Source organism: Agarivorans sp. QJM3NY_33, assembly GCF_050870865.2.
Classification (GTDB): domain Bacteria; phylum Pseudomonadota; class Gammaproteobacteria; order Enterobacterales; family Celerinatantimonadaceae; genus Agarivorans.
In genome coordinates this window covers 3,381,644-3,395,117 of record NZ_CP194039.2, presented here as the reverse complement: position 1 = coordinate 3,395,117, position 13,474 = coordinate 3,381,644, and the positions used below count along the sequence as shown (strand labels likewise).

13 protein-coding genes and 1 riboswitch are annotated in these 13,474 nt (G+C 48.8%); of the genes, 11 read left to right on the top strand and 2 right to left on the bottom strand.

All coding sequences use genetic code 11. The features are described from left to right. Positions 1 to 7: 7 nt before the first annotated feature. Entirely contained in the window at positions 8 to 814 is an 807-nt protein-coding gene (pduB, locus tag ACRRSY_RS15300) for a propanediol utilization microcompartment protein PduB (protein WP_432459771.1), read from the bottom strand. Beyond that, positions 814 to 1,095: a propanediol utilization microcompartment protein PduA gene (gene pduA / locus ACRRSY_RS15295; RefSeq protein WP_432452381.1), complete on the bottom strand. Its 282-nt coding sequence runs from the start codon at positions 1,093 to 1,095 to the stop codon at positions 814 to 816. The genes pduB and pduA overlap by 1 nt, the downstream gene beginning before the upstream one ends. 583 nt (positions 1,096 to 1,678) lie before the next feature. Between pduA and ACRRSY_RS15290 the strand changes: the two genes are divergently transcribed. The 11 genes from ACRRSY_RS15290 to cbiB all read left to right on the top strand — a co-directional run bounded on the left by ACRRSY_RS15290 (position 1,679) and on the right by cbiB (position 13,431). Further along, positions 1,679 to 2,497: an MIP/aquaporin family protein gene (locus ACRRSY_RS15290; RefSeq protein ID WP_432452382.1), complete on the top strand. Its 819-nt coding sequence runs from the start codon at positions 1,679 to 1,681 to the stop codon at positions 2,495 to 2,497. 128 nt (positions 2,498 to 2,625) lie between these two features. Beyond that, a complete protein-coding gene (locus ACRRSY_RS15285) occupies positions 2,626 to 3,540 on the top strand; it encodes a PocR ligand-binding domain-containing protein (RefSeq protein ID WP_432452383.1) in 915 nt (304 codons plus the stop codon). Positions 3,541 to 3,567: 27 nt separating this feature from the next. After that, positions 3,568 to 3,701, top strand: a riboswitch (cobalamin riboswitch). A 148-nt stretch (positions 3,702 to 3,849) separates the two neighbouring features. Beyond that, positions 3,850 to 3,996, top strand: coding sequence for a hypothetical protein (locus tag ACRRSY_RS15280; protein ID WP_432459770.1), 147 nt, complete (start codon positions 3,850 to 3,852; stop codon positions 3,994 to 3,996). Then, on the top strand, positions 3,989 to 5,800 hold the full coding sequence (locus ACRRSY_RS15275) for a cobalt-precorrin-5B (C(1))-methyltransferase (RefSeq protein WP_432459769.1): 1,812 nt from the start codon (positions 3,989 to 3,991) through the stop codon (positions 5,798 to 5,800). The genes ACRRSY_RS15280 and ACRRSY_RS15275 overlap by 8 nt, the downstream gene beginning before the upstream one ends. Next, positions 5,800 to 7,050 carry a precorrin-6y C5,15-methyltransferase (decarboxylating) subunit CbiE gene (gene cbiE / locus ACRRSY_RS15270; RefSeq protein WP_439033330.1) on the top strand — a complete coding sequence of 417 codons (1,251 nt, stop codon included), beginning with the start codon at positions 5,800 to 5,802 and terminating at the stop codon, positions 7,048 to 7,050. Before ACRRSY_RS15275 ends, cbiE begins: the two co-directional genes overlap by 1 nt. Next, entirely contained in the window at positions 7,047 to 7,838 is a 792-nt protein-coding gene (cobI, locus tag ACRRSY_RS15265; protein ID WP_432463603.1) for a precorrin-2 C(20)-methyltransferase, read from the top strand. Before cbiE ends, cobI begins: the two co-directional genes overlap by 4 nt. A gap of 6 nt (positions 7,839 to 7,844) precedes the next feature. After that, positions 7,845 to 9,470 carry a cobalamin biosynthesis protein gene (locus ACRRSY_RS15260; protein ID WP_432452388.1) on the top strand — a complete coding sequence of 542 codons (1,626 nt, stop codon included), beginning with the start codon at positions 7,845 to 7,847 and terminating at the stop codon, positions 9,468 to 9,470. Positions 9,471 to 9,527: 57 nt separating this feature from the next. Further along, positions 9,528 to 10,337, top strand: coding sequence for a precorrin-3B C(17)-methyltransferase (cobJ, locus tag ACRRSY_RS15255; RefSeq protein ID WP_432452389.1), 810 nt, complete (start codon positions 9,528 to 9,530; stop codon positions 10,335 to 10,337). After that, a complete protein-coding gene (gene cobM / locus ACRRSY_RS15250) occupies positions 10,337 to 11,125 on the top strand; it encodes a precorrin-4 C(11)-methyltransferase (protein WP_432452390.1) in 789 nt (262 codons plus the stop codon). Before cobJ ends, cobM begins: the two co-directional genes overlap by 1 nt. Continuing rightward, positions 11,118 to 12,485, top strand: a complete 1,368-nt coding sequence (gene cobA, locus ACRRSY_RS15245; RefSeq protein WP_432463602.1) for a uroporphyrinogen-III C-methyltransferase — start codon at positions 11,118 to 11,120, stop codon at positions 12,483 to 12,485. The genes cobM and cobA overlap by 8 nt, the downstream gene beginning before the upstream one ends. Next, entirely contained in the window at positions 12,475 to 13,431 is a 957-nt protein-coding gene (gene cbiB, locus ACRRSY_RS15240) for an adenosylcobinamide-phosphate synthase CbiB (protein WP_432452392.1), read from the top strand. The genes cobA and cbiB overlap by 11 nt, the downstream gene beginning before the upstream one ends. Positions 13,432 to 13,474 lie beyond the last annotated feature (43 nt).

The window sequence follows — 13,474 nt, the reverse complement described above, 5'->3', positions numbered from 1 at the left end:
GCGTGGCTTAGATGTAAGACGGACGATCGTTGCTTGGCTCGTCACCCATTGTTGCAAGTAGGGTTTTGCCAACTTCACGAGCTGAAATCACCGCTTGACGAACTGCGCCTGAGTCACCAGAAACCACTAAGATGGCTTCATTACTAAAGCTGGTTCCGTTGGCTGGGGAGCTATAAGCGACAGTTTCAACATTGGCTGATTTCACCGCTGTATCGGCCATCAATACGCCAACAGCCGCAGGGGCGCCAACAATGATGCCGCAGGCTTTTCCGAGTGGGGCTCCAAAAGCTTTTTCTAAGGCGTAACTGGCGCGAGCGCTGTATTGCAACTCAATATGACCGGCCTCATTGGCATATACATCGCCAAAGGTGCGGTCGAGTTCTTTAAGTGCGACTTCGATTGCGCGTCTTACGTCAGATACATCTTCGCCGCCAAATACGATTAAAGAACCATGACCTGCGCCACCTTTGGTATCGCGCGGTAGTTCAATGCTGACGACTTCAGTGTTGGTACTTTTTACCGCTTCATCGGCAGCCATAATGTGCGGGCCTGCACCGGTGCGGGCACCTAAAATACCGATAGAGCGATAACGTTTCTCTAGCTTCATCGCGTCGAGTACTTCGTTATCGACATTCGCAATGACTAAGCCAATGGTGTCGCCAATTGCCGTACCGACAAATTCTGTTAAACCACAGGTTTTCTCGACCATTTTTTCGCCTCGTTGCTGGTTGGGTTGTGGAGGAGCTACATCCGTTTGATCATTTACTTTCGCCATCACCTGAGCCATGACGGTATCGACCAGGTTGCTGTTCATTATTCAAGTCCTTTTGGTAGAATTTTTTCTACGTCAGTATGGGGACGAGGAATCACATGAGTGGCGACGATTTCACCAACATTGGCCGCTGCAGATGAGCCTGCGTCAACGGCAGCTTTCACAGCACCCACATCGCCACGAACAATCACAGTGACTAAGCCTGAGCCAATTTTTTCGTAACCGACTAAATCGACGTTAGCTGATTTAACCATGGTGTCAGCGGCTTCAATTGCGGCGGTTAGCCCTTTGGTTTCAACCATTCCTAATGCTTCTTGTTGCATAATAAACCTCTATTTATATTTGCTATGTGTGAACAGACAGTAAAACTCTCGGCATTAATCTAGCCTTTGTTTAAGCAAAAAAATTGTCCATTTGAAGGTGTGGAATGGAAATAATCTGCGGTGCCGACAATAAAAATTTGTCATCAACTTACAGGCTTAGGCGGAATATAAAGGCTTTGCTCGTCATTCGGATAGGCGAATAAATCACTCAGGCCGACTTGTTGAAATCGAGACATTGGTTAAATAAATAGCGAAAACATGAGCTATACGACAATTAAAGAATTTGTTTATGACAAAAAATTAGCATTGATGGTTTTGCATTATCTCCATGAATATAAAAGATAAAAGTTAGAATGAGGTGTATTTAAACCAATTTTTTAGCATTCCTAAGGCGCAGAGTTACATTTACTTAGTGTATAGATGACAATTTATTAGCATGACATAAAATTATTCAGGATTAACATTAGCAGCGTGATTATTGGGTACCATCCATTTGTTGCTGAAACAATATAAATAACCAAAGCGATTAATTTATGGTGGTGCAAATTAAAGTTTACTGAGAATACGAAGTGAAGGAATAGCTATGAAGGATTCATTGAAAGGCCAATGTATCGCGGAGTTTTTAGGCACTGGCTTATTTTTGTTCTTTGGCGCGGCTTGTTTATGCGCAGTCAAATTGGCAGGCGCGCAATTTGGTTTATGGGAAATTTGTATTGTATGGGGCTTGGGGATTGCACTTGCGGTTTACTTAACTGCGGGAATTTCTGGGGCGCATCTTAATCCTGCGGTGACCGTGGGTTTATGGTTGTTTGCCAACTTTGATAAACAAAAAGTTGTACCTTACATTCTCGCCCAGGTCGCTGGTGCATTTTTTGGGGTTGCCGTGTGCTATTTCATCTATGCGGACCTGTTTACGGTGTTTGAACAAAGCCATAATATGCTACGCGGTAGTGATGAAAGCCTGTATCTTGCGAGTATTTTTAGTACTTATCCACATCCCGATCTTCCGACTTGGCGTGCAGCCGCTGTAGAAGTGATTATTTCTGCGACTTTAATGGGTTTAATTTTGGCCTTAACTGATGATGGCAATGGTGTTCCCAAAGGGCCGCTAGCGCCGTTATTGATTGGGATCTTGGTGGCGGTGATTGGCGCTGCAACAGGCCCTTTAACTGGCTTTGCGATGAATCCTGCGCGTGATTTTGGTCCTAAAGTATTTGCCTTTGTGGCGGGTTGGGGAAAAGTGAGCTTTACCGGAGCGCGTGAGCTTCCCTATTTTATTATTCCAATTGTGGCTCCGCTGATTGGTGCTTGTCTGGGTGGTGCTGGATATCGCTACTTTATTACCCGTCATTTGGCCGATGATACCGAGACTGAAAAAGAGAGTGTCGTAGAAAGCGTTTAGCGTGATAAATATTTGAGCATCCGATGACTTAAATCAGCGCTAAATCAAAGTTATAAATGTTTAATATTGTAAAGTTTGTGATGTTGTAATGGATGATCATTCTAAATAAACAGGGAGTTGCTTAGACAATGAAACCGGACAGTTTTTTAGAATCTCAAGGTATTAATAAAATACTGCAAGATTTTGCCAATGCAACGGGCTTGGCGGTGGTATTGGTGGATATTGATGGACGTGAAGTGTCTGCCAGTTTTAACTTTACTGATTTTTGTCAACGGATCCGCCAAGATCCCGATTTATATGCTCGTTGTAAGAATAGTGACCGCTGCGGTGGGTTGGAAGCTTCTAAGGTGAATAAACCTTGTGTTTACCGTTGTCATGCGGGTTTGACTGATTTTTCAATCCCACTGGAGGTGAATGGGCACTTGGTTGGCTTTGTGCTTTGTGGTCAGGTTCGGGTGAATAACTTTGTATCTTTGGGTGATATTCAACCAGTGGATAAAAAATGGATGCAAAATGCCGAGTTAGTTGAAGATTATGAAAAAATCATCACGGTAGATTATCCCAAGTTATTTTCTGCAGCAGATTTATTAAAAACTTTGGTCGATGATTCAATTAAGAAACATTTGGATTTTGTGGTCATTAATGACAAGTATGATATAAAAAATATATTTAAATCGCATGATTCAAATCATTCTTACGATAGTAAAATAAAGAAAGCGGTTCGTTATATTGAAGCTCATTATTTTGAAGATATATCTTTAGAGGATATTGCTGATTATGTTTATTTAAGTCCACATTACTTTAGTAAGTTATTTAAGAAAGAAATGGGTGTGGGGTTTAATTCATACGTGAATCAGCAGCGTCTAATTGGTGCTAAAAAAATGCTACAGTATAGCGATTGGTCTATTTCTAGGATTGCTCACAATTTGGGTTACTCCTGCTCTAGCTATTTCTGTAAGGTTTTTAGAAATGCTTACAATATAACCCCTCAAGAATTTAGAAATAGTTTAAATCATGAGGGTGAAACGCTTGTTAATGTTTAGTTTTGTTGAGGGTTATATGTCTTAACGGATGTTTTAAAAATACTTAGTGCCAGTGTCCTTATTTGGTTAAAAGTGAATTAGGTTCAATTCCTAAGCTGTTCCCGCAACTGTAAGTGATCTCGTGATCACAAGCCAGAACCTGCTAAGTATTCAATGATAAAAGTTGGTGTAAATGTATTTCAAAGATTCTGGGCGGGATTTCTCAGTGAACGATTATTCTCATGAGTTCCTTCCGTGCTGTTTGTTTTTTAAGTGTCCGTCATTTATCGATGACGATTTACTTGGTTGTTAAACGAGGAAGGAATACTTGTGTCTATGCTAAACGCGGTGTTCGCCGTTGTATCGGCTAGTCTTGTCCTAAAAAGCCATCAATATCACACCGACCATTACTTTTGCGGTCGAGACGACCACTATTTGGCGCTTATTGTTGATCCTGCGGGGGGCTCCCGTGGCTAGATTAAAGCGTTCTGCCAGTAATAAAGAACTGAGAGGTGGATATACCACCGGTGCCTGTGCGGCAGCCGCCGCACGCGCTGCGGTGAGGTGTTTACTCAGTCAACAGCCGGTTTCAGAAATCGAAATCCAGCTCCCGAATCGTGAATTTGTCAGTTTTGCCATCGCCAGTCTCAGTGGTTCTAGTCATGTTACCGCTGGAGTGATTAAGGATGCGGGGGATGATCCCGACTGTACTCATGGTTTAGAAATTCAGTGTACCGCGAGTTTATCGGGTCAACCGGGGATCCAAGTCCGGGGCGGCAGTGGCGTTGCAACAGTCACTCTGGAAGGCTTGGAGCTTGCTGTGGGTGAACCGGCAATTAATCCGGTACCCCGGCAAAATATTATCGATATGGCGATGCTGGAATGGCAACCCTCAGCTGCGGCGCAGCAGGGTTCCTTGGGTTTAGAGTTGACGATATCGGTACCGGGCGGTGAACAAGCTGCCAAACAAACCATTAATCAACGTCTCGGTTTGATAGGTGGTATTTCTATTTTAGGCACCCGTGGCACGGTTAAACCCTTTTCAACCTCTGCTTTTGCGGCCTCAGTTCGACAAGCCATTCAGTTAGCGAAAACTCATCAGGCGGCACATGTAATTTTGACCACAGGCAGTCGCTCTGAACAGGCAGCGATGCAGCAATTTCCTGATTTAGCTAGCCTGGCTTTTATCCAAGCGGGGGATTTCATTGGGGTTGGTTTACGGGCGGCAAAACGCTATCGGGTCAAAAAAGTCACCATTGTTGCGATGATTGGCAAAATGGCCAAGTTGGTCTCGGGTCGGATGATGACCCATGTCTCTGGCCATGCGATCGATTTTGAGAGCTTGAGTGAATTGGCCAAGCAATCGGGCTTGAAATTGGCACTGTCTGAGCAGATAGCCAAAGCTAATACTGCAAGGCAAATGCTCGAGTTGATCCGCGACGAGTACCCACAACAATTTCTCAAGCTGCCCTTTTTTCTAAGAATGTGTCAGCAGGCGCAGCAGCATGCCCAACGATATACCGCTCAACAATTGCGCATCGAGCTGATGCTGATTGATTTTGATGGTCGCCCACTGGGTCATACCGAACCGTTTAAAAAATTTAAAGTAGTAAAGGAATCTCGGCCGATGGATAGAATGCAACAGATGACCGCTCGTGGTCATGAAATAGAGAATGACTCGTTCGCGATTATCGATCGCGAAATCGCCCAAATTCATGGCGGACATTCCTTCAGCGACAGCCAGTGGCCAGTGGTGCGGCGTGCCATCCATACCACTGGAGATTTTGAGTTTGCTCAATTGTTTAAGTTTAGCGCTGATGCCATTGTCTCGGGGGTGAATGCGCTCAAACAAGGTTGCCCAATTGTTAGTGATGTATCGATGATTAGCTCGGGAATTAGTGAGCAACGTTTATCGGTTTATCAAAATCAAATGTATTGCTTTATTAGCGACAAAGGGGTGATTACCAGCGCCAAACAACATGGCGATACCCGTGCCGTCTGGGCGATGCGTAAGGCTCGGGATTTGGGTTTATTGGATGGTGCCATTATCGCCATTGGGAATGCGCCAACGGCACTGTTTGAAGTGCTTGATTTGGTGGAGAAAGGCGAAATAAAGCCTGCGCTGGTGATTGGGATCCCGGTGGGATTTGTGAAGGCGGCGGAATCTAAGCAGGCACTGATCGAGCAAGACCAAGTGCCTTATATTGCCAGTGTGGGCCGTAAAGGCGGCAGCCCGATTGTGGTGTCTGCGGTTCACGCCTTGTTATATCAGTCGGTGTAATGATGATGAATAACATTACGGTAGTCGGGGTGAACGAAGACGGTTGCATTAGCCTTTCCAGTCGCGCAGTGAATGCGATAGCACAGGCCCGGGTGGTGGCGGGGCATCCGCGTCATATGGCATGGTTTCCGCAATTTGACGGGCTATTTCTCGATATGAGCCAGGGTTTTAGTGAATGGTTGAACGAGTTAATTGATGAGAGCGAAGAGGGCGCAGTGGTGATTCTAGCTTCTGGCGACCCCTTATTTTACGGGATTGGTCATGCGCTACTCAAACGAGTGAAGCGCGAAGAATTGGCATTTATTCCGGCCTTAAGCTCGGTCCAATTGGCCTTTGCCAAGTTGGCACTGCCTTGGTCGCAGGCTCAGTTCATTTCCTGCCATGGCCGAGCTCTGGCAGGCTTGGTGAGTCAAATGCAGCAAGCCAGTTTGTTTGCGATTTTGACCGATGATAAAAATACCCCTCAGGTGATTGCTCAGCACTTAGCCAAGTTTAATCAAGCGGACTGGCGCTTAAGCGTGTGTGAGCAGTTAGCGGATGTAAATGAACAGATCAGTGAGTTTAGTGTGGCGCAATTAGCCGCCCACCCCGAGCCGTTTTCCCCCTTAAACCTGATTATCGCGCTGCGGCAAAGTGAACTGGTCTGGGGCGGCTATGGCCAGTTTTCTGAAGATAGTTGTTTTAGCAAACGGAGCCCACAACACGGTTTGATTAGTAAACAGCCAGTGCGTCATTTGGCGCTGGCCGCAATGAGAATTCGTCCCGCAGATACGGTCTGGGATATCGGTGCAGGCTCCGGTTCTATCGCTATCGAAGCGGCAAAATTTTGCTGGCAGGGCCAGGTATTTGCGATTGAATCTAATCCCGAATGTTATGCCGGCATTGAACACAATATACACGCTCATAGCACCGATAATGTTTGTTTGGTGCAAGCCAAAGCACCGCAAGCGCTGCAAGATTTAGCCCCACCCGATGCGATTTTTATTGGTGGCAGTCGTGGTCAAATGCAGTTGATCCTCGACCATTGTTGGCAGGTGCTGAAGCCACAGGGTCGACTACTGATTTCGGCGGTTACCTTGGACACCGTGGCAGAACTTTACCAGTGGGGAAAACAGCAAAATCTGAGGTTTCAGGTGCAGTTGGTGAACGTGGCGCAAACGCAGCCGCTGGCTAACTATCAGCGCTATCAGGCGGAAAATCCTATTCATTTATTTTCGATTAGCAAACCAGTGTCAGGAGACCTATTGTGAATCAAGCAAAACATCAGCATTACGGCCAACTCTATGCCGTTGGCGTGGGTACAGGCGACAGTGAGTTACTCACCTTGAAGGCGGTTCGTTTAATCAAACAGGCGGATATCATTGCCATCCCAGAAAAAACCAAGGGTAAGGCTGACTCCTTCGCCTGGCAAATTGTCGGTGGCGCGGTCAGTGAAGACGAACTCCATGGTGAAGCCTGCTTTTTACATTTTCCGATGACCCGTGACCCCTTGCAAAATGTGCCTGCCTGGCAAGCGGCGGCCGAGCAAATTCTTGGGTACTTGCAGCAGGGCAAGTCGGTGGTTTTTGTCACCGAAGGCGACCCATCGGTGTATAGCACCTGGGCCTACATTCAGGAAGAGCTGGCGGAGCTTGCCCCGAGCTTGGAACCGGTGATTGTGCCCGGGATTACCTCGATTACTGCGGTGCCCGCAGCCACCAAAATTCCTTTGGCCGATGGTCAAGAGCGTTTTTGTGTGGTTCCCGCCACCTATGGCATCGAGTGTTTAGCCAGCTTAGTAGAAGAATTCGACACGATTATTCTGATTAAAGCGGGACGAATGATTAGCCAGTTATCAGCCAAGTTAAAACTGCTGGGTTTGGAGGATGCAGCCACCTACGTGTCTCATGCCAGTAGTGAGCAGCAAGAAATTTATCATCGACTCGATGAGGTCCCCACCGAGCATCGCTACTTCTCGATGGTACAGATTTCTATTCGTTCGCGCCGTGGCGTATTGCGCCACGCGGATGGCGCTTCGAAACATATTGCGGTGGCCTAAATCCCGATGAAACTAGCCATTTACGCCATTACCTTAAACGGCGCCAAGCAAGCCCGTCGGCTTGCCAAGCACTTACCCTTCGCCGAGCTATTTATCTCCGCGGTGGGTTTAGAGCTGTTTGACGCCACGCCAGAGCGGGTGAACCCCTTGTCGTTTCCCTTGAGCCAAGCGCTCAGTGAACGTTTTGCAGACTATGATGGACATATTTTCATTTGTGCGACCGGCATTGTAAGCCGAGTGATTGCACCTTTGATCCAGGATAAACGCCACGATCCTGCGGTGCTGTGTATTGATGAGCAGGCCAATTTTGTGATCCCGCTGTTATCGGGGCATCGAGGAGGGGCCAATCAACTGGCCGAACGTATTGCTTATGTACTGAAGGCGCAGCCAGTATTAACCACCGCCTCCGATGTGTCTGAAACCCTTGCGGTGGATATGTTGGGTGCGCCCTTTGCTTGGCAGCTCGACCCGACATGCGAGGCGTCAATCACTCGCGTTTCTGCGGCGGTGGTGAATCAGCAGCCGGTGGCAATCGTGCAACAAGCGGGTGATAAACGCTGGTGGACCTTCGAGAAACGGATGCCTGCTCATTTGATTTGTCACAGCAAACTTGACGATTTGTCGGCAGCGGACTTTCACGGGGCAGTGTTAATCAGTGATGACTTAAGCCCTATCGCTGCGGGTTGGCAAGATAAGCTGGTGTTATGGCGGCCAAAGTCGCTGGTCTTGGGCATTGGTTGTGACCGAAACACGCCATTGGCGGTCATTGAGGCCGGGCTTGCGCAGTTTAGCCAACAGTTTCATCTGAGTCTGGATTCGGTGGTGGGATTTGCCAGCATCGACCTCAAAGCCGATGAGTCGGCCTTGCTCGCCTTATCGGCTAAGCGACAGTGGCCGTTTGTGACTTATCCGGCTCCCCAGCTTGATGGTTTAGCTGGGGTGGAAAATCCTTCAACCTATGTGAAAAAAATCACCGGGAGTGATTCGGTCGCCGAAGCTGCGGCATTACGCCAGGCCCACAGTGAGCAGCTACTTGTAAGTAAGTGGGTGTTCACTCAGCAGGGATATAATCTTACCTTAGCCTGTTGCCGCTTGCGCTTTAGTGAACCGCTTAAGCAACAACAACGGAAAAATTGGTTTGGCCAAGCGCGCCATGGCGCAGAGCCTAAACTGAACGCGCATGGTAATCCGGTTGTTGAAGGCTGCCGCTGCAAGCCTGAGCATGTCGACTTAAATCGTCCAATGTTGCATCACCGTCAACATATCTTTTTATGTGAAGGTAGTCGTTGCGCCAAGGCCGGCAGTCAATCTTTAGCCCACGACTTGCGCGCTATTCTGAAGACGATGGGTTTGGCCAGTGGTGAACAGCGGATCAAAATCAGTCGTAGCCATTGCGTTGGTGCTTGTCGACAGCGTGCCACTATGGTGATTTATCAACGCCATGTGGATCCGGCCAGTCAGGCCAATCACGCTTTATGGTTAAAAAATATTGAACAGTTTTCTGAGGCGCAATGGAAAACGCTATTTCAAGCGCTGGCCGAGGATCGGCCTTTGCGGGCGTTATTTTCCGTGGAACATTTTGCCGCCGTTGAAGATATCCTTGAGCGACAATCGGGAGTCGCTGCATGTTAATCAAATATGGGTTCAAAAGACCACTTCAAATGAAGTTGGCAAAGCAGGAGCAAGCTTTTGGCTAAGTTATATTTAGTGGGTTTAGGCCCTGGCAGTTTAGATTTGATGTCGGTGAAGGCCCAGCAGGTGATTCGGTCGGTTGACGTGGTGGTGGGTTACGGCTTGTACATCAAATTGATCCAGCCCTTATTGGGTCAGCAAACCATTGTACGCAGTGGTATGACTAAAGAGTGGCAACGTGCCGATGCCGCGATATCGCAAGTGCAGTTAGGTCACAATGTGGCGATGGTTTGTTCGGGTGACGCGGGGATGTACGCCATGGCGCCGCTGATCCTCGAGTTAGTGAGCACCAACGATCTTAATATTGAGCTGGAAATTGTGCCCGGAATTACCGCCGCCAATGCCTGCGCTTCTTTAGTCGGAGCCCCATTGGGCCACGATAGTTGCACTATTTCCTTATCGGACTTACTCACCCCCTGGCCAGTCATTGTGAAGCGCATTGAAGCGGCGGCACTTGCCGACTTTGCGATTACTTTTTATAACCCACGTTCACGTAAGCGCCAGCAACAGATTGTTGAAGCACAGCAAATTTTGCTGCAACACCGTCACCCCAAAACCCCGGTGGCGATTGTGAATGCGGCTTATCGCCCAGAGCAGTCGGTGCAATTATCGACTTTGGACAAATTTACTGACTTAGAGTTTGCCATGAACGCTGCGGTGATTGTTGGCAATAATAGCAGTTTTCGTTTTAAAGATTGGATCGTAACCCCGCGTGGTTACGACAACAAATATACCTTGCAAGATGGTGAAACCCGAGACGGACAAACGCCCGGGCGGGCACTACAGCAGCGACAAGAGGAACAGTGATGACGGTATTTTTTATTGGTGCGGGGCCCGGTGACCCGGATCTGATTACGGTGAAAGGCGCGAAGTTGGTCGAGACTTGTCCAGTGGTGCTGTATACCGGCAGTTTAGTGCCCAAAGCGGTGATTGAGCGTGCGCGCGTCGACGCTTTAGTTTTGAATTCTGCAGATATGGATCTGGATGCTATCACTCAGGTTTACCTTGAGGCGAAGCAGCAAGGCAAGGATGTGGCCAGAGTGCAAACTGGCGACCTATCGATTTATTCTTCGCTGGCCGAGCAGGTTCGCCGTTTGGATGCGCTGGAGATTGATTGGCAGGTGGTGCCGGGAGTGTCTTCGTTTCAAGCATCCGCCGCTGCGCTCGGTCAGGAACTGACCCTGCCTGAGCAGTGCCAAACCATTATTCTAAGTCGCATGTCGGGGCGCACTCCGGTGCCGGAGAAGGAAAACCTTAAATCTTTGGCGCAGCACGAAGCCACCCTGTGTTTGTTTCTCAGCGCAACTTTGATCCGTAAGGTGGTCCGTGAATTGAGTGAAGTTTATCCCTTGAGCTGGCCAGTGGCGGTGGTTGAAAAGGCCTCACATCCAGAGCAACGGATCATTCGGGGTACGCTGGCCGATATTGCCGACAAGATGCATCAGGCGAAGATCCGTTCCACAGCGATGATCATCGTGAGCAAGGTTTTGGCCATCGATGATTTTGTCGATTCAAAGTTATATGACCCCAGTTTTTCCCACGCCTGCCGTCAGGCAAGCATTGCGCCGTTAAGCGAGGAGGCTTTCGATGAGTAAGGGTAAAGTTTATCTAATTGGTGCGGGTCCCGGCGATCCCGGCCTACTCACCTGTCGCGCCAAACAACTACTCAGTGATTGTGATGTGGTGTGCTACGACAAACTGGTGAGTGCCGCCATATTATCGGTGGTGCCTGCGCATGTGCAGCTCTATCAGGTGGGCTATCGTGGCTATCAGGGCTGTCATATTGATTACGGGATGCATCCCGATGTATTGGCTTTCGCCCATTCAGGTAAACGAGTGGCGCGTTTAAAAGCGGGCGACCCTTGTATTTTTGGTCGAATGACCGAAGAATGCCGCGATTTGGAAGCTCATCAGATTGACTACGAGTTAGTGCCCGGCATCACCGCTGCCTTAGGTGCTGCTGCCTATTCTGGCTTTCCTTTAACCAGTGGCGGGATCGCTTCGAGTGTGACCTTTGTGAGTGGTCATAAATCTAGTGATAGCATTGCTTCTTGGGGTGCGCTTGGACAAGACGGCGGCACTCTGGTGTTGTATATGGGGGCTAAACAATTGGCCAAACATGTGCAGAATTTTATTCGTCAGGGACGCTCGCCAGAGACGCCGATCGCGCTGATATTTTCGGCGACTAGTGCCGACCATCACTGTGTTGTGGCGACGCTGGCGAGTATCGCCGATAAAGTCGCAGGCTTACAACAGGCTGGCCCTGCTTTAGTGATTGTTGGAGAAGTGGTTGCCCAAGCCAAGGAATTTGACTGGTGTGCTCGTTTGCCCTTGTTTGGCTTAAGAGTGCTGCTGTGTGGTTACTACCCACAACAGCAGGCGATTTCCGAGCTTGGGGCTGAGGTGATTCAGGTGGATAGTTTACCTTGCGAGTCGAGCATTCATGCTGAAGATTGGCGATTTTTTGCCAATCAAGTGGAGCTGGGATTTGCCGATCTAAGTAGTTTTAAACTGTGGTGGCAGAGCTTAAAACAGCAGCAGCGGGATATTCGTCAATTTAGGATGCCAATGGGGAGTGATGATCCAGCGGTTTGTCGGGCTTTAGAAGCGTTGGGGATTGCCCCTGCAGTACTGTCGGAACATGCATTGATCTTAACGCTGGATGCCTTGGAGCGAGATCCTAACAGTCGTTACCACAATATTGGTCAGCGATTGAGTCAAGCCTTGGCTTATCCATTGCCGTCGGTTGACTGGTTATTGGTGGAAGATAGTGCGATTGCCGCCTCGCTCTATAAACATCATGCCGAGGCCCTGCAAGGAGCCAAGTTGATCGCCTTGAATGAGCGGGTCCGGGATTGGGCTACTCAGCAAGGCCATGTACTTGGTGAAGCCGAAGCGCTGAGCCTGTTTGATTTACCCGAGGCCTTGGTATACGAGGCCGCCGATGTGGCTTGAAGCGCTCCTCGCCGATCGAAGTTTAGCCAGCGCATTGGCCTTACTGCTGGCGCTGGGTTTAGATAAAGCCCTAGGCGAGCCTAGCCGTTGTCATCCTTTGGTCGTGTTTGGCAATTTGGCGCAATACATTGAGCGGCGCTGTCGCGCGATGGTTTGCTTGAGTGAAAAACAACAAGGTGCTTTGGCTTGGAGCTTCGCGGTGCTGCCGCCGGTATTGCTATGCTTTGGCGCTTGTCATTGGCTGTTGGTGCGCTCGCCTTTGGCGTGGTTTGTCGCCAGCAGCCTGATCCTCTATTTAAGTATGGGTGGCCGTAGCTTAAGTGAACATGCCCAACAGATTTATCGGCCTTTACAGCAGGGCGATATGGCGCAGGCGCGGTATCAGTTGGCGCAAATCGTGAGTCGTGATACCGAGCGTATGGATGCCACTGCGATTAGCTCATCGACCATCGAATCGGTGCTGGAAAATGGGAATGATGCGGTGATCGCACCGATGCTTTGGTTTGTGCTCTTGGGCGCACCTGGTGCGTTGTTATTTCGCTTAGCCAATACCTTGGATGCGATGTGGGGCTATAAAACCTCTCAGTATTTAGAGTTTGGTTATGTTAGTGCCAGACTCGATGATCTACTGGCATGGCTGCCCGCACGGCTCACTGCGCTGAGCTATGCGGTTCAGGGCGATTTCAAATTGGCGCTACAGTGCTGGCAACAGCAGGCTCGGCATTGTGCCAGCCCCAATGGAGGCGTCACCATGACCAGCGGAGCTGGCGCTTTGGGGATCAGTATTGGTGGGCCCACCTATTATCATGGCGTGCTGCACCAAAAGCCGCCGATGGGGCATGGGCCTTTATCACCGCCACAGGCAATTCCAAGGGCTATTGCCTTGGTTGAAAGGGGCTGCATTGGCTTAGCGCTGGTGTGGTTGATTTGGCTATTGGCCTGCTGAGCTTTGGGCTTGGCGTTGGTTAATTGATGAGTTGATTGAGTGA